General features: G+C 69.7%; 16 protein-coding genes and 1 pseudogene. 10 read left to right on the top strand and 7 right to left on the bottom strand.

Features of this window, described 5'->3' with window-relative positions; genetic code table 11:
- Positions 1–58: 58 nt before the first annotated feature.
- Complete coding sequence (locus ADL03_RS05780; protein WP_053732322.1) at positions 59–1,330, bottom strand: glycoside hydrolase family 30 beta sandwich domain-containing protein; 1,272 nt, start codon at positions 1,328–1,330, stop codon at positions 59–61.
- A gap of 284 nt (positions 1,331–1,614) precedes the next feature.
- Here ADL03_RS05780 and ADL03_RS05775 point away from each other — a divergent pair, with 284 nt between their 5' ends.
- A complete protein-coding gene (locus ADL03_RS05775) occupies positions 1,615–2,334 on the top strand; it encodes a MerR family transcriptional regulator (protein WP_053732321.1) in 720 nt (239 codons plus the stop codon).
- Between the two features lie 11 nt (positions 2,335–2,345).
- Here ADL03_RS05775 and ADL03_RS05770 read toward each other — a convergent pair.
- A pseudogene (locus tag ADL03_RS05770) lies at positions 2,346–2,621 on the bottom strand (lysostaphin resistance A-like protein); the annotation flags it as partial.
- A 105-nt stretch (positions 2,622–2,726) separates the two neighbouring features.
- The gene (locus tag ADL03_RS05765) at positions 2,727–4,175 is read right to left on the bottom strand and encodes an alpha/beta hydrolase (protein ID WP_369808942.1); all 1,449 of its coding nucleotides are present in this window, start codon (positions 4,173–4,175) and stop codon (positions 2,727–2,729) included.
- Positions 4,176–4,499: 324 nt separating this feature from the next.
- Between ADL03_RS05765 and ADL03_RS05760 the strand changes: the two genes are divergently transcribed.
- Both ADL03_RS05760 and ADL03_RS05755 read left to right on the top strand, forming a co-directional pair.
- Entirely contained in the window at positions 4,500–5,141 is a 642-nt protein-coding gene (locus ADL03_RS05760) for a hypothetical protein (RefSeq protein ID WP_053732319.1), read from the top strand.
- Entirely contained in the window at positions 5,138–7,411 is a 2,274-nt protein-coding gene (locus tag ADL03_RS05755; RefSeq protein WP_231641555.1) for a hypothetical protein, read from the top strand. The genes ADL03_RS05760 and ADL03_RS05755 overlap by 4 nt, the downstream gene beginning before the upstream one ends.
- A 240-nt stretch (positions 7,412–7,651) precedes the next feature.
- On the opposite strand, the gene ADL03_RS05750 is transcribed toward ADL03_RS05755, so the two are convergent.
- Entirely contained in the window at positions 7,652–8,152 is a 501-nt protein-coding gene (locus tag ADL03_RS05750) for a hypothetical protein (protein WP_053732318.1), read from the bottom strand.
- 234 nt (positions 8,153–8,386) lie between these two features.
- On the opposite strand from ADL03_RS05750, the gene ADL03_RS05745 reads away from it, so the two are divergent.
- From ADL03_RS05745 to ADL03_RS05725, 5 genes are read left to right on the top strand one after another with little or no spacing between them, the layout of a single operon-like run.
- A complete protein-coding gene (locus tag ADL03_RS05745) occupies positions 8,387–12,064 on the top strand; it encodes a nitrate reductase subunit alpha (protein WP_053732317.1) in 3,678 nt (1,225 codons plus the stop codon).
- Positions 12,064–13,602, top strand: a complete 1,539-nt coding sequence (narH, locus tag ADL03_RS05740) for a nitrate reductase subunit beta (protein ID WP_053732316.1) — start codon at positions 12,064–12,066, stop codon at positions 13,600–13,602. The genes ADL03_RS05745 and narH overlap by 1 nt, the downstream gene beginning before the upstream one ends.
- Complete coding sequence (gene narJ / locus ADL03_RS05735) at positions 13,599–14,198, top strand: nitrate reductase molybdenum cofactor assembly chaperone (RefSeq protein ID WP_053732315.1); 600 nt, start codon at positions 13,599–13,601, stop codon at positions 14,196–14,198. The genes narH and narJ overlap by 4 nt, the downstream gene beginning before the upstream one ends.
- 5 nt (positions 14,199–14,203) lie before the next feature.
- Positions 14,204–14,932, top strand: coding sequence for a respiratory nitrate reductase subunit gamma (narI, locus tag ADL03_RS05730; protein WP_053732314.1), 729 nt, complete (start codon positions 14,204–14,206; stop codon positions 14,930–14,932).
- Positions 14,929–15,531 carry an HPP family protein gene (locus ADL03_RS05725; protein WP_197288119.1) on the top strand — a complete coding sequence of 201 codons (603 nt, stop codon included), beginning with the start codon at positions 14,929–14,931 and terminating at the stop codon, positions 15,529–15,531. Before narI ends, ADL03_RS05725 begins: the two co-directional genes overlap by 4 nt.
- A 44-nt stretch (positions 15,532–15,575) precedes the next feature.
- On the opposite strand, the gene ADL03_RS45075 is transcribed toward ADL03_RS05725, so the two are convergent.
- Together ADL03_RS45075 and ADL03_RS05715 are read right to left on the bottom strand one after the other, a co-directional pair.
- The gene (locus ADL03_RS45075) at positions 15,576–15,986 is read right to left on the bottom strand and encodes a peptidase inhibitor family I36 protein (protein WP_197288118.1); all 411 of its coding nucleotides are present in this window, start codon (positions 15,984–15,986) and stop codon (positions 15,576–15,578) included.
- A gap of 240 nt (positions 15,987–16,226) precedes the next feature.
- Positions 16,227–16,811, bottom strand: coding sequence for a PadR family transcriptional regulator (locus ADL03_RS05715; protein WP_053732312.1), 585 nt, complete (start codon positions 16,809–16,811; stop codon positions 16,227–16,229).
- A gap of 89 nt (positions 16,812–16,900) precedes the next feature.
- Here ADL03_RS05715 and ADL03_RS05710 point away from each other — a divergent pair, with 89 nt between their 5' ends.
- Both ADL03_RS05710 and ADL03_RS05705 read left to right on the top strand, forming a co-directional pair.
- Complete coding sequence (locus ADL03_RS05710) at positions 16,901–17,734, top strand: SGNH/GDSL hydrolase family protein (protein ID WP_053732311.1); 834 nt, start codon at positions 16,901–16,903, stop codon at positions 17,732–17,734.
- Positions 17,735–17,874: 140 nt separating this feature from the next.
- Positions 17,875–18,177: a hypothetical protein gene (locus ADL03_RS05705; RefSeq protein WP_053732310.1), complete on the top strand. Its 303-nt coding sequence runs from the start codon at positions 17,875–17,877 to the stop codon at positions 18,175–18,177.
- Positions 18,178–18,794: 617 nt separating this feature from the next.
- Here ADL03_RS05705 and ADL03_RS05700 read toward each other — a convergent pair.
- Entirely contained in the window at positions 18,795–19,343 is a 549-nt protein-coding gene (locus ADL03_RS05700) for a hypothetical protein (RefSeq protein WP_053732309.1), read from the bottom strand.
- Positions 19,344–19,517 lie beyond the last annotated feature (174 nt).

Below are 19,517 nucleotides of genomic sequence, written 5' to 3'. Positions count from 1 at the left end.
GACTTCCGGCCGTTGCCGCCCGACGAGAGCCGCTGCGAGTCGGCTCGTAGGGACAGCCTCAGTTCAGGACGAACGTCCTGATGCTGCGGGCCGGCAGCTGGGCGTTGAAGGTTCCGTTGGACATGGTGAAGTCGTTGTAGTGCGCGAGGGTCGCGCTCGCACTCGTCAGCCAGGTCGAGACCGGCGCGGAAGCGGTGTCGCGGATGGTGAACACGTGGTCCACCGGTGAGGTGTTCTTGTTGATGGCGACGATCACGATCCTGGCCCCGCTCTTGAACGCCGAGATGTAGACGTTCGACTGCGGGTTGGCGGTCGCGGTGATCCGCGAGTAGCCGGGGCGCACCCACTTCGAGAAGTGCGCCATGTTGGCGCCGCGCTTGCTGATCTGCCCGTCCTCGCGCATCGGGCCGTACGAGCGGCGGATGAACCACCACACATAGGTCTGGAACCGGCCGTCCACCAGCGCGCGGTGGATGTGCTCACCCACGTCGAGCGCCTGCGGCCACAGGTCGGCGGAGTCGGTGCTGTTCGGGTGGTAGACCTCGGTCATCCACAGCTCCTTGCCGCCGCCCTTCTGCTGGAACAACGGGTACGGGAGGTCAGCGGACCGGGTGCCGTAGAGGTGCGCGCCGATGATGTCCACGTTGGCCAGCGCGACGGGGTCGTTGAGGATGGGGTCGGAGAGGTTCTTGCGGTACTGGAACGACTCGGGAGCGATGACCCTGGCGTTGATCGAGCCCGCGTTCTCGCGGAGGAACCTGACGATCTCACTGGCGGTCCACGCCGTCCATTCCTGCGCGTAGTCCGGTTCGTTCTGGACCGAGATGCCGTACAGGTTCACCCCGTTGCTCGCCATGAACGCGACGAAGTCGTTCAGGTGCTGGGCATAGGCGCCGTAGGAGGCGTAACGCAGCCGCTTGCCACCGGAGAAGGTCTCGGTCATCGAGGCCGGCGGGTTCCACGGCGAGGCGATGACCTTGGCGCCGAGCTCGACCGCGCGCCGGGCCGTGGCGACCTCGCGGCTCCAGTTGGCGCGGTCCTCGTGGACGGGGATGCGCAGCACGGTGAACCCGAGCTGTCCCGCACCGTTGCCGAACGCCGTTTCACGCTGGGCGGCGGTCAGGTCGCTGATCCAGATCGTGTGGTTCATCCCGCCGAAGCCCAGGATCGTCTGCTGCACGTTCGACGGTTCGACGACCACCGAGGTGGCCGCTGAGGCGGGCGTCGTCCCCACCGCCAGCACCGGCAGCGCGGCACCCGCCGCCAGCAAGGTCCGCCGCCGGAAGGGCTGCGAACCGGCGGTTTCCGAGTGGTCTTGGCGCTCTGTCATGACTTCTCCAGGAAGTTGATTTCATGCAGGGGCTCGGGACACTCCCGGTGCCTGACCCGCCACCAAACACTGGGAGCGCTCCCAAAATCAGTCGTAACAGCGCTGTAACGGACGGTCAAGGTGAACGTCGATCGATTGTGTCGAATGACGGAGAAATTCGACGCGATCGACAGTCGAACTCGATCGACGACGGACTCGGGTTGCCGCCGGATGACTTGCGGCCGTTGTCCGGCAGTCGTCTCTAGACTGTCCGGTGCGACAGCGGGCGGCGGAGGGTGAGTGCGGTGTGGAGCACGCGGCAGCTGGCGGAGCTGGCTGGCACGACCGTCAAAACGGTGCGGCATTACCACCGGATCGGCGTGCTCGACCTGCCTGAGCGGACGCCCAACGGGTACAAGCAGTACCACGTGGCTCACCTGGTACGGCTGCTTCGCATCAAGCGCTTGACCGACATCGGCCTTCCACTCGCCCAGATCCGGGCGATGGGAGGTGACGACGGTGATCCGGATGAGACGTTCCGCGCGCTCGACGCCAAGTTGGCGGAGACGATCGAGCGTCTGCAACGGATTCGCGGAGAGCTTGCGGTCCTGCACGAGCATGGTGCTCCACTGGATTCGCCGGCACCGTTCGGGAGCGTCGCCGACGGGCTGTCGGAGCAGGACTGGGCGGTGTTGACGGTGTGCTCCAGCGCTTTGCCCGACCACGCCGTCGACGACCTCCGCCGGTTGATGGCGGAGCCCACCGACCCTGTCACCGATGAGGAGTTCGACCGTCTTCCCGAGGACGCCGACGACGCGACGATCACGTCCCTCGCGGGCCGTCTGGCCGAGTCGATCCAGCGCAGCCACGACCGGTTCCCGTGGATGAAGGACCCGCGCTCCGAGGTGACGCGGGTCCGGGAGCTCGCCGGGGCTGCGATCGGATCCGCTGTCGTCGAGCGGTTCAACACCGCCCAGCTCAAGGCCCTCGCTCTCGCACACGCACAGATGCAGGCGCAGAACTGACGGCAGTCCGCTCAGCTTCTGACGACGCCGTGGTAGAGGATGCCCAGGCTGTTGTGGACGACGTGGACGATGACGGCCGGCCAGAGGGAACCGGAGAACCGCAGCAGCAGCCCGTTGCCGAGCCCGACGACGAACGCGATCGGCATGACGTCGTTGATGCCGTGCGCGACGGCGAAGATCGCCGCGCTGACCGGCACACCGACCCAGGAACCCCACCGGAGCAGGAAGTTCGCGAACACGCCGCGGAACAGCGCCTCCTCACCGAGTGGCGTGAGCAGGCCCCCGCAGACCGTGGCCGGGCAAGAACGGGAAGTCGGCCGGGGGGTTCGCCGGTCGACGACCCGGCTGAGCTCGGGTCTCCCGTCGCGAGCTCAGCCGGGCGCCGCATCGCGTTAGTCCGTGGACGCCTTGCAACGCTGGTCTCGAGGCAAGCTGCCGTCAACCAGGTACGTGGTGGTGACGTTCAACGCGCAGGCGTTGCCGCCCACGACGTAGACCCCGTGGCCGCTGCCTTCGACGCTGACCATCCGAGACCGCTTCGCGAACTTCTCCCGCAGCAGTTCGCCGCCGCGGTGCGGAGTGGGGACGTCGTGCTGGTTCTGCAGGATCAGCACGTTCCGCGGACCCTCGTCGTTGACCGGCACCGGCGGCTCGACCGGCCGGTGTGGCCAGTAGGCGCAGGGGCTGATGTTCGCAGCGGACGCGCCGAAGAGCGGGTACCGCTGGCGGTCCTCGGCCACCGCGCGCCGGTAGGTGCCGATGTCGGTGGGCCACTGGACGTCGTTGCACGTCACGGCGAGGAACACGGTGAGGAAGTTGTCTGTGGGCAGCAACTCGGCTTTAGCGGTTGCCAGCAGGCCCGGCGTAGCCGGGGTGTCGTGGAGCAGGGCCTGCCACAGCTGCGCCGCCTTCGTGTACAGCGACTTGCCGAACAAGTGGCCGAAGACGCTGAGCCGGAACAGTGACCCGTCCAGGCCGTCCACGGGTTGCCTGTCGAGTTTTTCGGCAATGTCGAAGTAGGTTCGGCGCACCTGCTCGGGTGTCCTGCCGAGACCGTAGGCATCATGTCGTTCCGCGGCCCATTTGGCGAAGTCCGGGAACGTCTGCTCCATGCCCAATGCGTAGCGGCGCATGCCGTCCTGGTCGAGGTGGGTGTCGCCGACGTTGCTGTCGAGCACGATCCGGTCCGACCGCTCGGGGAACATCGAAGCGTAGGCCGCTCCCAGGGCTGAACCGTAGGAGAGGCCGAAGAAGCTGGTCTTCCGCTCACCGAGCGCGGCCCGGATGCGGTCCATGTCGCGAGCGTTGTTCGCGGTGGTCAAGTGGCGCAACCTGTTGTCGCGGTCGTTGCCCGCGCACTGCTCTGCGACCTGCTTCGCCACGGCGGCCTGCGCGGTGACCGCCGCGTCGTTGACCGCGTAGGGCGGGATGTTGGCCACGTACGGCCCGGTGGTGGTGAAAGCGCAGCTCACCGGTGCGGACCGGCCGACACCACGGGTGTCCACACCGATCAGGTCGTAGCTGTCCAGCACACCGGTCGGCAGCCCTCTGTTCGCCAGCTGCGCGGACAGGACCAGCCCCGAACCGCCGGGACCACCGGGGTTGAGGATCAGCACGCCTCGGCGTTTGCCCGGGTTCGTGCTGGCGAGCCGGGAGATCATCAAGTTGATCTGGACACCGCCAGGGTCGGTGTAGTCCAGCGGAACCGGCACCACGGCGCACCGCAGCTGACGCGGAGCGGCCCCTGCCACCACGTCGTCGGGACAGGCGGTCCACTGCAGCCGGGCCGCCGGCGCGTCGGCCATCGCGGGCGCGGCCAGAGGGACGCTCAAGCCGAGCACGGCCGCGAAAACCCAGCCACGGCCGAGTCGATGTTTCCAGTGCATAGTCGTTCCCCGCACGTTTGATCCGGTGATGTGCAAACCCATCGCAACCCCTGCCCTTGGGGCACGGTCAAGCTGCACCGCGACCAGCCGACGCAATCACGCTGTCCTGAAAGGCTTTCATTTTCACCGTCTGTCATTCGGCGTAATGAACAGCCGCCACCAGGACGATTTCCTCCTCACAACGGGCTCCGGCCGTTTCAGGGCCACGGCGAACGGCAAAGGTCTGGACCAACCAGCCGGCCGAGGTCCGGTCGGCGTGCCGACGGAGTGGAGTGACGGATGAGCGAGGCGAAGCTGCCCCCGCTGTCGATGGACGAGCTGGCCGCCGAGGGCGGCACGGCGTTGCCGGACAAGGAGGTGTACTCGCTGCTCGACCTGAACGTCGACCTGGACCTCGCCCTCGACCTCGCGGCGCCGATCGGCCTGGCCGTCGCGGGCAACGCCAACATCGCGGCCCCGATCGACGCCGCCGTCGGCGCGAACGTGCTGTCCGACGGGTCCACCGCGCAGGCCATGGCCGACCAGGGTGTCGCGATCCAGCAGGGCATCACCGGCGAGGCGGTCGCCAACTCCGACCAGGACAGCGCCATCGACCAGGGCGCGTCCCCGGCCCCCGCCCCGCAGCCGCCGGCCGGCGGGGCGCAGGTCCCGACGCCCACGGACCTGTCCGGCGCGCTGGACGGTGGCCTGCTCAACGTGGACGTCGACCTCGCCGCCGACCTCGACCTGGCCGCCCCGATCAACGGCGCGGTGGCCCTGAACGCCAACGTGGCCGCCCCGATCGACGCCGCCGTGTCCGCCAACCTCGGCTCCGTGGGCTCGGAGGCGACCGCCGTGGCGCAGCAGCAGGCGATCATCCACCAGACCATCGACGGCACCGCCGAGGCGAATGCCGCGCAGAGGTCCGACATCGACCAGTGAGCGATCCCGTGAACGCCTCACCACACCCGGCCGGCGCGGACGTGCTCACCACGACCCCGCCGCGCCGGGCGCGCGACGTCGAGCTGATCGGCGAGATGCGCGGCTCCGGCTACCGCCGCCCACCGGCCCTGGTCCGCCGCGCCGACGGCCAGGTCCTCCAGCTCACCCCGCTGCTGTACCGGGTTCTCGAAGCCGTGGACGGGCGCTCTGACCACGCGGCGATCGCCGCCGCCGTCGGGCCGGCCATCGGCCGCTCGGTCACCGCGGAGGACGTGCGCGCCCTGCTGGAGACCAAGCTTCGCCCGCTCGGCGTGCTCGAGCTCCCCGACGGCTCCCAACCCACGCACCGCAAGGCCGAGCCGCTGCTCGGCCTGCGCCTGCGCCGCGTGATCAGCGAGCCCGGCGTCACCCGGCGGGTCACCGCGCCGTTCGCACGGCTGTTCCACCCGCTCGTGGTGGCCCCGGTGCTGGTGGCGTTCGCGGCGGTGTCGTTCTGGGTGCTGTTCGTCAAGGGCCTGGCCGGCGCCACGCACCAGGCGTTCTACCAACCCGCCCTGCTGCTGCTCGTCTTCGGGGTGACGGTGCTCTCGGCGGGCTTCCACGAGTTCGGCCACGCGGCCGCCGCGCGGTACGGCGGCGCGACCCCCGGCGCGATGGGTTTCGGCCTCTACCTGCTGTGGCCCGCCTTCTACACCGACGTCACCGACAGCTACCGGCTCGGCCGGGCCGGCCGGCTGCGCACCGACCTGGGCGGGCTGTACTTCAACGCGCTCGTCGCGGTCGCCGTCCACGGTGTCTGGTGGCTGACCGGCTGGGACGCGCTGCTGCTGGTGATCGCCACGCAGATCCTCCAGATGGTGCGCCAGCTCGCGCCCACGGTGCGCTACGACGGCTACCACGTGCTCGCCGACCTGACCGGCGTCCCCGACCTGTTCCACCACATCAAGCCCACGCTGCTGGGCCTGTTGCCGCACCGCTGGGGCAAGCCGGAGTCGAAGGTCCTCAAGCCGTGGGCGCGGGCGGTCGTGACGACGTGGGTGCTCGTCGTCGTGCCGGTCCTGCTGGCGAGCACGGTCCTGATGGTGCTGGCGTTCCCGCGAGTGGCGGGGACAGCCTGGCACAGCGCCGGTGAGCAGTGGCGGTCGGCGCACTCGGCGCTGGGCGAGGGCGACCTCGCGCTGGTGCTGGTGCGGGTGCTCGGGGTGGCCGCCATCGCGCTGCCCGTGCTCGGCACCGGCCTGCTGCTGGCCCGGCTCACGGGTCGGCTGGTCACCCGCGCCCGGCGCTCCACCGAGGGCAAGCCCGGCCGGCGCGCGCTCGTGGTGCTGTGCGCGATCGCTGTGCTCGCGGGCCTGGCGTGGGCGTGGTGGCCGCAACCCGACCGGTACCGGCCGATCAGTCCCGGCGAGCGCGGCACCGTCGGCGACGTCGCGCCCGCCGCCGCGTCGGGTCCGGGTCCTGCCACACCGGCGCAACCGGTGTCCGTCCAGACCGTGTGGCCCGCCGGCAAACCGTTGCCCAGCAGGGACAAGCCGCTCCTGGCGATGGTCCTGGAGCCGGTCTCGCCGGGCGCCCCGACGTGGGTCTTCCCGTTCGACCGACCGGAACCCCCACGTCCGGGTGACAACCAGGTCCTGGCCGTCAACACGACCGACGGCGCGGTCCGCTACAGGGTGTCCTTCGCCCTGGTGTGGGAGACCGATGGCGTGGTGGACAACAGGAACGAGGCATACGCGCTGGCCTCGTGCCGCGGCTGCACGACGGTGGCGGTCGCTTTCCAGGTGCTCCTCGTGGTGGGCCAGGCGAACGTGGTGGTACCGCAGAACATCGCCGTCGCCGTCAACCACTCGTGTGTCGAGTGCGTGACGTACGCGCTGGCCTCACAACTGGTCGTCAGCCTTCCCGAAGATCTGAGCCCCCAGGCGAAAGCCCGGCTCGAAGCGGTGTGGGCCGAGCTGTCCCGCCTGGCCGCAGACGTGCCGAGCATGACCGCGCAGCAGATCCAACAGGCCTTGGAGAATGCCAAGTCCCGCATCCTCGACGTGCTCCGGCAGGAAGGCGTCCCCCTGCCCGGTACCGCGCCGGCCACCACACCACCGCCCAGCGCCACGTCGACGGGCAGTCCCCGTCCGACCACCTCGTCCGACGCACCCACGACGACCACGCCATCGACCAGCAGCGTGACGACCACGCCACCGTCGTCCGCGGAGCCGACGACCACGGTCACGTCACCTCCCAGCGCGGTCCCCTCCCCCGCTTCGAACAGATAGGCGGAGATCTCCGCGTCGTCGCTGAGCCGCTACTTCGAGCGGTTCAGCGACGACGCGGTTTCGGTCGCGCAGAGTCGACCGCCGACATGGACACCCGGCGTCGTTCCCGATCGGGTTCGCTCATTCGGATCAACTCCCGCACCATCGGGGCGGTCATATCACGGTGCGCGACTGACATGGGAGCAGAAATGTCGGCCAGCACGCCGCACGGCAAATGACGGGACACAATTCAGGCGCAGTTCACCTTGCGTTCACACCGCGAGACGTCATCTTTCGACGGGCTTCGCGCAGCCCGGTACTCATCTTCGCGGTTCCGCTCTCGAAAGAGACTGCGGCACCCAGGAGCGCGCCGCGGGCGGCGATGGCGGCCAGCCGGTCCCGGCGGCGTCCCGGGTCTGGATCGGCGAGATCCAGATCCGCGCCGACCAGCAGCAGGACAGCCCCTCTGCGGCGGGCCGCCCACCGCCACACACCGGGCAGCTCCACCGGTGCGTCGAGCAGCACCGTCCGCCGCGCGAACGTCAGCGTGATTCGGGCGTCCTCACCAGCGCGAACGCGCCAGGCGCCGGCCACCGGCAGTGCGAGCCGGTCCAGCTCGGTGATCACCTTCAGTCCCTGCGCGGTGAGCGCGGTGAGCAGCACCTCGTCATCCGCTCCACCGATTTCCACCAGCAGGACCGCGATGCGGTTGTCCGCGCTGCCCCAGACAGCCGCCCGGACGTGCAGGCATGTGGCGCCCATGACCGACCCCCTTTGCACCAACCCCACCATAATCCGCTCGGTTGCACCTGTCGCGTCGCCAATTCGAGTGAATCGGTTCTTCCGGCACAGTTCAAATGGAATAGCAAAAATAACCTAAAGCAGAAACAAAGTGGCGTGATCTGCGTCACATCGTACTTTCGCAGATGCATTGGGAAGAGTTACATGCAAATTATCCGCCTATTGAAGCTGCACCGTTGAGAAAGGACGGCAGCCATGTGCGCGGCATTCCACCGCACCGTCCCTGCGTCTCCGCGCGAGCTCGTGCTGTCGGCCGGCCGCTTCCTCAGCGCGGGCGAGGTGTCCGCCGACGGCCGCGCCGCCTTCCACCGCGGTGGTCGTGAGGGCGACGCGTTCTACCGCGACCGGTGGAGTCACGACAAGGTCGTCCCGTCCACGCACGGCGTCAACTGCACGGGCTCCTGCCGGTGGAACGTCTACGTCAAGGACGGCATCATCACCTGGGAGACCCAGGACGTCGACTACCCGTCCACCGGTCCCGACCGGCCCGAGTACGAGCCGCGCGGCTGTCCGCGCGGCGCCTCGTTCTCCTGGTACACGTACTCGCCGTTGCGCGTGCGCTACCCATACGCCCGTGGCGTGCTGGTGGAGATGTACCGCGAGGCGCGCCGCGTCCACGAGGACCCCGTCACGGCGTGGGCGTCCATTGTGGACGACCCGCTCAAACGCCGCGTCTACCAGCGGGCCCGCGGCAAGGGCGGCCTCGTCCGCGTGTCCTGGGACGAGGCGGTGGAGATGGTCGCCGCGGCCCACGTGCACACCATCGCCCGCCACGGCCCCGACCGGATCGCCGGGTTCTCGCCGATCCCGGCCATGTCCATGGTCTCGCACGCGGTGGGCTCGCGGTTCATGGCGCTGATCGGCGCCCCGATGCTGTCCTTCTACGACTGGTACGCCGACCTGCCGCCCGCGTCGCCGCAGGTGTTCGGCGACCAGACCGACGTGCCCGAGTCGGCCGACTGGTGGGACGCCGCCTACTTGATGCTGTGGGGCTCCAACGTCCCGGTGACCCGGACGCCGGACGCGCACTTCATGACCGAGGCGCGGTACCGGGGGCAGAAGGTCGTGGTGTGCTCGCCGGACTACTCCGACGCGACGAAGTTCGCCGACGAGTGGCTCGCCCCGCACCCCGGCACCGACGCGGCGCTGGCGATCGCGATGGGCCACGTGGTGCTGCGGGAGTTCTTCGTGGACCAGGACGTGCCGTTCTTCAGCGACTACGCCCGACGGTTCACCGACCTGCCCTTCCTGGTCACGCTGACCGAACGGGCCGGCGGCCTGGTGCCGGGCAAGTTCCTCACCGCCGCCGACCTCGGCGCCACCGGACCGGGCGCGGAGTGGAAGACCGTCCTGCTGGACCGCGTCACCGGGGAACCCGTGGTGCCCAACGGTTCCCTGGGCTTCCGCTGGGCCGACGAGCCCGGCCGCTGGAACCTCGACCTCGGTGCCGTGACCCCCGAGCTGACCGTCCACGACGGACAGGGAACGGCCGAGGTGCTGCTGCCCCGGTTCGACGCGCCGGACGGCCGGGCCGACGCGGTGGTGCGCGGCGTGCCCGTGCGCCGGGTGGGCGGCCGGCTCGTCACCACGGTGTTCGACCTCCTGCTGGCCCAGTACGGCGTGGCGCGGCCCGGCCTGCCCGGTCAGTGGCCGGCCGGGTACGACGACGCCGACTCGCCCGGCACCCCTGCCTGGGCCGAGCGGCTGACCGGGGTGGACGCGGCGCGGACGACGCGCATAGCCCGCGAGTTCGCCGACACCGCCATGCGGTCCAGCGGGCGCTGCATGATCGTCATGGGCGCGGGCACCAACCACTGGTTCCACTCCGACCTCGTGTACCGGTCGTTCCTCACGCTGCTGCTGATCACCGGGTGCCAGGGCCGCAACGGCGGCGGGTGGGCGCACTACGTCGGTCAGGAGAAGGTCCGTCCGCTCACCGGCTGGGCGACGCTGGCCGGCGCGCTGGACTGGCACCGCCCGCCGCGTCAGATGATCGGGACCGCCTACTGGTACACGCACACCGGCCAGTGGCGCTACGACCGGCTCACCACCGACACGCTGACCTGGCCCGGCTCGGCCGGATCGCTGGCGGGCCGCACCGTCGCCGACTGCCTGGCCCAGTCGGCGCGGCTGGGCTGGATGCCGTCCTACCCCACGTTCGACCGCAACCCGCTCGACCTCACCGACGAGGCGGCGGCGGCCGGCCGCGACCCGGTGGCACACGTGCTCGACCAGGTGCGGTCGGGCGCGCTCGGCTTCGCGTGCGAGGACCCGGACGCACCGGAGAACTGGCCGCGGGTGCTGACCGTGTGGCGGGCCAACCTGCTGGGCTCGTCGGCCAAGGGCAACGAGTACTTCCTGCGGCACCTGCTCGGCGCCGACGGCAACCCGCGTGCGAGCGAGACTCCGCCCGGCGAACGGCCGCGCTCGGTGCGCTGGCGCGACGAGGCGCCGGAGGGGAAGCTGGACCTGTTGCTGGCGCTGGACTTCCGCATGACCAGCACGACCCTGTTCGCCGACGTGACGCTGCCGGCGGCGACCTGGTACGAGAAGCACGACCTGTCCAGCACGGACATGCACCCGTTCGTGCACTCGTTCAACGCCGCCATCGACCCGCCGTGGCAGGCCCGCACCGACTTCGACACCTTCCACGCCATCGCCGCGAAACTGAGCGAACTGGCCGCCACGCACCTCGGCACCCGCCGGGACCTCGTCGTCACCGCGTTGCAGCACGACACACCCGGTGAGACCGCTCAGCCCGGCGGCGTGGTGCGCGACTGGCGCGACGGCGACGGCGAGCCGGTACCCGGCCGGACCTTCCCCGTGCTCACCGTCGTCGAGCGCGACTACACCGCGATCGCCGCGAAGCTCGCCGCGCTGGGACCGTTGGTGGACAAGCTCGGCGTGAGCACCAAGGGGTGGACCGCCGAGGTCGCCCCCGAGCTCGCCTGGCTCGCCGAGCACAACGGCGTCGTCACTGACGGCCCGGCGGCGGGACGACCGGCGCTGGACACCGACCGCAAGGCCGCCGACGCCGTCCTCGCGCTGTCCGGCACCACCAACGGCCGCCTCGCCGACGAAGCGTTCCGCGCGCTGGAGGAACGCGTCGGCAAGCCGCTGCGCCCGTTGGTCGAGCACCACCGCGCGCACCGCGTCACGTTCGCCGACACCCGTTCCCGGCCGGCGCCGGTGGTGACGAGCCCCGAGTGGTCCGGCGACGAGTCCGGCGGCCGGCGGTACGCGCCGTTCACCATCAACGTCGAGCGCCTCAAGCCGTGGCACACCCTCACCGGGCGCCAGCACTTCTTCCTCGACCACGACTGGGTCGCGGAGATCGGCGAGCAGCTGCCGGTGTACCGGCCGCCGCTGGACCTGCACCGGCTGTTCGGTGAACCCCGCCTGGGCCCCAACGGTCCCGAGGTGACCGTCCGGTACCTCACCCCGCACTCGAAGTGGTCCATCCACTCCGAGTACCAGGACAACCCCATCATGCAGACGCTGTCGCGCGGCGGGCCGTCGTTCTGGGTCAGTCCCGCCGACGCGGCCGCCATCGGCGTGCGCGACAACGACTGGGTGGAGGCCGTCAACCGCAACGGCGTGGTGGTCGGCCGCGCCATCGTCTCGCACCGGATGCCCACCGGCACGGTCTTCCTGTACCACGCCCAGGAACGCACGGTGAACGTGCCGCGCAGCGAGACCACCGGCAAGCGCGGCGGCATCCACAACTCCCTGACCCGGCTGCAGATCAAGCCGACCCACCTGGTCGGCGGGTACGGGCAGCTCTCCTTCGCCCTCAACTACTACGGGCCCACCGGCAACCAGCGCGACGAGGTCACCGTGCTGCGCCGGCGCCGCCAGGAGGTCGAGTACTGATGCGGGTCATGGCACAGCTGGCCATGGTGATGAACCTCGACAAGTGCATCGGCTGCCACACCTGCTCGGTCACGTGCAAGCAGACGTGGACCAACCGCGGTGGCGTCGAGTACGCCTGGTTCAACAACGTCGAGACCAAGCCCGGCATCGGCTACCCCAAGCGGTACGAGGACCAGGAGCGGTGGCGCGGCGGCTGGACCCTGCGACGCGGCCGGCTCGTGCCCGCCGCGGGCGGCCGGGTGCGGCGGCTGCTGTCGTTGTTCGCCAACCCCGACCTGCCCGCGCTGGACGACTACTACGAGCCCTGGACGTACGACTACCGCACGCTCACCGACGCTCCGCTCGGTGACGACACCCCGGTGGCCCGGCCGGTGTCGGCGCTCACCGGTGCGCCGGTCGACGTGCGCTGGGGCCCCAACTGGGAGGACAGCCTCGGCGGCGCTCCCGAGCACGCGCTCGCCGACCCCGTCGCGGAGAAGCTCGGACGGGAGATGAAACTGGAGTACGAGCAGACGTTCATGTTCTACCTGCCCCGCATCTGCGAGCACTGCCTCAACCCGTCGTGCGTCGCTTCCTGCCCGTCCGGCGCGATGTACAAGCGCGCCGAGGACGGCATCGTGCTGGTCGACCAGGACCGCTGCCGCGGCTGGCGGATGTGCGTGTCCGGTTGCCCGTACAAGAAGGTCTACTTCAACCACCGCACGGGCAAGGCGGAGAAGTGCACCTTCTGCTACCCGCGGCTGGAGGTGGGCCTGCCCACGGTGTGCGCCGAGACGTGCGTCGGCCGGCTGCGCTACATCGGCGTCCTGCTCTACGACGCCGACCGCGTCGGGGCGGCCGCGAGCACGCCCGACGAGCAGCGGCTCTACCAGGCACAGCTCGACGTGTTCCTCGACCCCCGCGACCCGGACGTCGTGCGCGCCGCCGAGCGGGCCGGCATCCCGCACGACTGGATCACCGCCGCCCAGCGGTCGCCGGTGCACGCGTTGATCAAGGAGTACCGCGTCGCGCTGCCGTTGCACCCGGAGTACCGCACCATGCCGATGGTCTGGTACGTGCCGCCGCTGTCGCCGGTCGTGGACGCGCTGGCCGGCACCGGGTTCGACGGCGAGGACACCCACAACCTGTTCGGCGCCATCGACGCCCTGCGCATCCCGCTGGACTACCTGGCCGGGCTGTTCACCGCCGGCGATCCCGAACCCGTGCGGCTGGCCCTGCGGAGGCTCGCCGCCATGCGGTCGCACCTGCGATCGGTCAACCTCGGCGAACCGCCGGACCCGGCCGGGCCGCGTCGCGTCGGCATGACCGCCGACTCGCTGGAGGCGATGTACCGGCTGCTCGCGCTGGCCAAGTACGACGACCGGTACGTCATCCCCACCGCCGCCACCGGTCAGGCGCACGACCTGGAGGGCATCGCGACCACGTGCAGCGTCGGCGGCGACGAGGACGGCGGGCCGGGCACGACCGACCTGTTCGTGTGGCGCGACGGGGAACGCCCGGCCGGACTCTTCCCCACACTGCGGGAGAAGCGGTCGTGAAGGGCGACAGCGACACCAGGCTGCGGCACCAGATCGCGTCGCACTGCCTGCACTACCCCGACGACGTCCGCGACCGGCTGCCCCTGCTGCGGCAGTGCCTCGACGAGGCTCCCGACCAGGGGCTGGCCGGTTTGCTGGAGCACCTCGAACGCACCCCGCCCGTTGACGCCGCCCGCCACTACGTCGACGTGTTCGACACCAAGGCCGACCGCTGCCTGCACCTCACCTGGTACACCGACGGCGACACCCGTCGGCGCGGCGCCTCCCTGGCCGCGGTGAAGGAGGAGTACCGGCGGCACGGTTTCCGGCTCACCGATGGTGAACTGCCCGACTACCTGCCCGTGCTGCTGGAGTTCGCGGCACTGACCGGCGAGCCGGGGCGGCGGCTGCTCGCCCGTTTCCGGCCGGCACTGGTGCTGTTGCACCGCAACCTGATCCCGCTCGGCACGCCCTACGCGCCCGCGGTCGCGGCGGTGCTGGCCGGTGTGCCGGTGAGCGACCAGGCCCGTCCCGTCGCCGCGGACGCGCCGGTCGAGCGCGTCGGCCTCGAACCGGTGCTGCTCGGCTACCCCTCCCGCAGGCCCTTCCCGGAGTGACGACGATGACCACGACCCTGGACCTGTTGCTGTGGGCGGTGCTGCCCTACGTCACGCTCGCCGTGCTCGTCGGCGGCACGGTGTGGCGCTACCGGCACGACCGGTTCGGCTGGACCACCCGCAGCTCCCAGCTGCACGAGTCGCGCCTGCTGCGGTTCGGCAACCCGTTGTTCCACTTCGGACTGTTCCTCGTGCTGGGCGGTCACGTGGCGGGACTGCTCGTGCCCGCGTCGGTGACGCGGTGGCTCGGCGTGCACGACGAGGTCTACCACCTCTCGGCGCTGATCGCGGGCGGCCTCGCGGGCACCGCCGCGCTGGTGGGCCTGGCCGTGCTGCTGTACCGGCGGCTGCGCACCCCGGCGGTCCGCGCGGCGACCACGCGCGACGACCGCCTGACCTACCCGCTGCTCGCGGCGACGCTGCTGCTCGGCATGACCGCCACCGTGCTCGCCAACGGCGTCGGAGGCGGCTACGACTACCGGGCCACCGTCTCGCCGTGGGTGCGGGGAATCCTCCTGCTGCAACCGGATCCGTTGCTGATGCACGACGTGCCGCTGCCGTTCAGGTTGCACGCGCTCATGGCGATGGCGCTGTTCGCGCTGTGGCCCTTCAGCCGCCTGGTGCACGCCTTCAGCGCGCCGCTGGGCTACCTGGTGCGGCCGTACATCGTGTACCGCACGCGCGACGACCGGCTGGCCGCGCGACCGCCTCGGCCCGGCTGGGACGAGCCGTGAGGCGGCCCGTTCCGCCCGCTGTTCCGCGCGCCGTTCCGCGCGCTGTTCTGCGCGTCGCCGCCGGAGCGGCCATCACCACGCCGATCATGGCCGCGATCGCCGTGCTCACCGGCCAGCCGCTGGTCTTCCCGTCCCTCGGTCCGACGGCCTACCTGCTGTTCGCCACCCCCACCCAGCCGGCCGCCAGTCCGCGGAACACGCTCAGCGGGCACCTGGTCGGCGTGTTGTCCGGCGCGGCGGGCTTGGCCGCGTTCGGGCTCTGGCACACGCCGGCCGACATCGAGCACATGACGTGGGCCAGGGCCGGTGCCGCGACCCTGGCGCTCACGCTGACGTGCGGAGGCATGGTGTGGACCGGCTGGGCCCACCCACCGGCCGGGGCCACCACGCTGATCGTGGCGCTGGGCATCCTGCGCACTCCCATGCAGCTCCTGGACGTCCTGGTGGGAGTCTTCGTGCTCACCGCGTTCGGAGCAATGTTCAACCGGCTCACGGGCATCGCCTACCCGCTCTGGGCGCCGATCCAGGCGAACCGGCCGCCGGTCGCCGCGGAGGAACCGCCCGCGGCACCGGCCAGGCGCTCGGAACCAGCCGCGTAGCCCGCCGCCCGACTCCCCGCACCGCCTGGGTCAGGTACGGCTCACTACACGTAGATCGATGCGCAGCTGAAGATGTCGTTCGCGTTCACGATCCGCTCGGGCGGGAACGTGCTGCGTTGGCTCAGGTCGTTGACCTCGGTGTGCGGAAATACCGTGAACATGGCGCCGTTGCACGGGATGTACCAGTTCTCTCGGAACTCGATCCGGTAGTCCGTGTTGTTGATCACCGAACTGATCGAGTTGTCGATTGTGCCACCGGTGTTGTAAGAACGAAGTGCAAATCGGTCGTATCCGGTCGTGTAAGCCGGGTAGGTGAATCGCCCTCCAGCGTAGTTGGCATGCTTGTAAACGCAGATCGTGTTCGCCGGGCACAGCGGGTTGTCCGCGGCGGCCGTGGGTGTGAACCCGAGGAGCGCCGTCCCCGTAACGGCGGCGGCAATCAACAGGTTTGTCACCGGGCGAGTTTTCGCCATAGCACACTCCACGCATGAAGAGTCGGTATGGGGCTTGATCGATGCTAACAACCCGACGACACCGTGCACATGGCTCGAGCGATCAGTCGCGCTCGTCATTCACATTCTTGATTGGCACAAACAATTTCGGCCAGTCTGCCAAATGGCTCATCATCGGTCAGCAAATGCTCGTTTCCGGGTATCCACGCCAGCTCGAAGCGTGCGCGGTCTCCGCACTCGGGATCAATCCGAGGCAGGCGCCGGACGACCGTTCCGAGTCGCCCTATCACGCAGGAGTGCGGCGGCCCGCACACACCAGTCGTGGTGCTCCTGCTCGAACCGCCGACCGCGCAAGCACGTCAGGTAGGGCCCGATGGGAGATCCATGACGCAGGTAGGTCTCCTCGTCGAGATCCCCGCGGTAACGCCGCAGGATCTTGTCGAGGATCTCCACCTTGGCCGCGGCTGCCGCGGCTCGTTGGTCCAGTTGCGCGATCACCGGCGCCGCGTCGACGTGGTCGACGGCTTGGACCTTCACCAGCAGGTCGTCGCGGATGAACGACGGCTTGCTCGCGGCGGCGGCGAAGTGCGCCAGTTCGGCGAGGCCGGCGTCGGTGACCATGAACAGCCGCTTGGTGGGGCGGGTTTGCTGGACCACCTCCCGGCCGCTGATCAACCCGTCGTTCTCGAGCTTGGACAGCTCCAGGTAGAGCTGTTGCGGCTGGGCGTACCAGAAGTTGGCGACGCCCACGTCGAACGCCTTGGCCAACTGGTAGCCGCTGTACTCGCCGGACAGCAACGCCGCGAGCACGGCATGCCGCAGGGTCACCGGCGCATCTCCTCGTTATCGACGGCATGGGGACAAGCGCCATGATAGGCATGGCTATGATTAGTCATCATTCTGACTAGGAGGATGGCGTGGCAGTCACTGAACAGTCCGAGGAGAGCGGCACCCGGGAACCCGTTCGGAGCGGCAAGTACCTGCGCTACGTCGCCTTGGGTGACAGCCAGACCGAAGGCGTGGGTGACGGTGACGACGTCGTGGGCCTTCGGGGATGGGCTGACCGGCTCGCCGAACACCTCGCCATCGACAACCCCGATCTCCAGTACGCCAACCTCGCCGTCCGTGGCCGCCGCGCTGGCGAAGTCCGGTCCGAGCAGCTGGGGCCGGCTCTCGCACTGCGTCCCGACGTGGCCACCGTTGTCGCGGGAGTCAACGACCTGCTCCGGTTCCGAGTCGAGACCTCCACGGTGGCCGATCACCTGGAAGCGATGTTCGCCGCACTCACCGACTCCGGAGCCCGCGTGGCGACCGTGACCTTTCCCGACATCACCAGGATCATCCCCCTCGCCCGCCCGGTTCGCTCCCGCATCCTCGACATCAACGACCGGATCCGGGCCGCGGCCGCCCGGCACGGAGTCGCCGTCGCGGAGATCGCCCGGCACCCTTCCGTCGCCGACCGCCGGTTCTGGAGCGAGGACCGGTTGCACTGCAGCCCCCTGGGGCATGAACTGATCGCCGCCGCGGTCGCGCACGCCCTGCAGGTGCCGGGCAGCAACGACTCCTGGACCGAACCCGCACCACCGTTGCCCGTCCCCCCGTCAGCACAATGGCGCGCCACCGCTGAACTGCGTTGGGCAACCACCTTTCTCGGCCCTTGGCTCGGCAGGCGTCTGCGCGGCCAGTCCTCCGGGGACCAGCGCACGGCCAAACACCCCCAACTCCACCGCTTCGAAGGACCGCGGAGTTGAGTGTTGTCGACAGCTCGCCATGCCCTGCTCGTGCGATCTGGATCGGTGCGCGAGCGCACCTCCGTCTGCCGTCTGGGACTCACCGCGGAGCCTCGTCGGCCAGGATTCCGTTCACGGCTCCCGTGCACATGAGCCCCGTGATGCCGGTGGTCGTGCCGTTCCTGTTGCGCTTGGCAGCCGATCCCTTGGTGCCCCGTCGTGGCGAACTGTTCGATCTGCTGCTGGTGGCCGCGGCCCTGTCCGAACCCGTTGATCCCGACAACGCAGCGGCGCTGGCAATCTGGGGTCGCGAGGAAGACCACCCTGAACGATCCTCGTGCCGGTTGGCGTTCGCGGCCAACGCGAACTGGGTGAGCCGGCTGCTGGCCGATCCCGTCCTGTTGGCGAGAACCAAGTTGCGCGACTACGAACGTGCCAATCTGGTCAAGGTCGCTGGGCTGTGACGTGAACGCCTTGCCGCTCGCTCACGCCGCTGGTCGTGCCGCTCAAGCACGCTCATGCTGATGAGCAGACGCCGACGGCACTGGAAATGAACTGCACGTAGAGAACTCCGCGCGTAGGCTCGGCAAACCTCGTCGACTGAATCCGACAGGTCCACCATGCAGCAGAGAAAACAATCATGTGTGTGACGACCTGTCAGTGCTGTGGCAACAACAGTGGCCCGCGTGTCCTCCGCTGGCCGGCAACTTGAAGCATGTCTACCGCGATCGATGGGTGCGCTTTCACAGCCTGCCCGATTCCACCGTCGACCGCGACGCCATGAAACACCGTCACACCGACTGGCTCTCTCACTCCATCCCGACGGCTTCTGAACGTCCTGAGTCCGCGTCGAGAAGATCCGCGCGGCACCCTCGCGAGCCCGACTCGCTGCGCACCTGAACAGCTCCGGCAGGCCGACGCGCGCCACAGGATCGGAACAACCCAACGGCCATGCGCTGGTTCGCACTCAATCCTCACGGCCGAACGTTGTTGCCCGTTCGCGCCGTCATCGGGCACCCACGACGGCAGTGCGGTGATCGGGTCTCCGACCGGTGTACCGCCGACCGTGGGTGGCTCGGCGTTAGGGCGCCGAGGTGATGGTGAGGGTGACGGCCGCGTAGATGCTGGGCACCGTCCCCAGGCCCAGCGTGCACAGCGTGACGGCGGTGGACGGTCCGGTGATCGTCTGGACGACCGAGCCGCCGGCGAACAGTCCGGCGGTGACGTTGCCGGTGATGGTGACGACCAGTGCGGCGCCGGCGGTGGTGACGGTGGTGCTGCCGGAGATGGTGGAGGTCTGGCCGGTGTTCCAGGTGATGCTGAAGGTCAGCGGCGCCGAGGTGAGCAGGTCCAGGCACGACAGGGCCGGGTAGGGGATGGTGGCGCTGCGGGAGCCGGAGGTCAGTCTCGGCACGCTGGTGGAGGTGCACGGTCCGTACTGGGTGGACGCGGTCACCGTCGTCGGCCCCGGCGTGAGTGTCAGCGGCGGGCTGAAGGATGCGGTCTGGCTGCTGGTCGGCAGGCAGGTCACGTCGAGCGCGCCCGCTGTGGCCGGGGTGGCGGGGGCCACCAAGCCCAGGATGGTGGCCGCAATGGCGAGGAGACCGGTCAGGACCTTGTGTGCACGCATTCGTCGCTCCGAGGATGAGGTGCGCGGGAATCCGAAGGCGACATTAAGCCGCCCGTTTTGTGGATCGGCCACTCAGATCGGCCCGTTACCCGTTCATGGCTTTGGGACGCACATCGGCGACGAAATCAACCGTCGGCGGCGCCCTCGCGGTCAGGGAGCGTGTTGGCGACGACC

The sequence above is a fragment of the Nocardia sp. NRRL S-836 genome (assembly GCF_001279525.1).
GTDB lineage: Bacteria > Actinomycetota > Actinomycetes > Mycobacteriales > Pseudonocardiaceae > Lentzea.
This window is presented reverse-complemented; position numbering and strand designations above follow the sequence as displayed.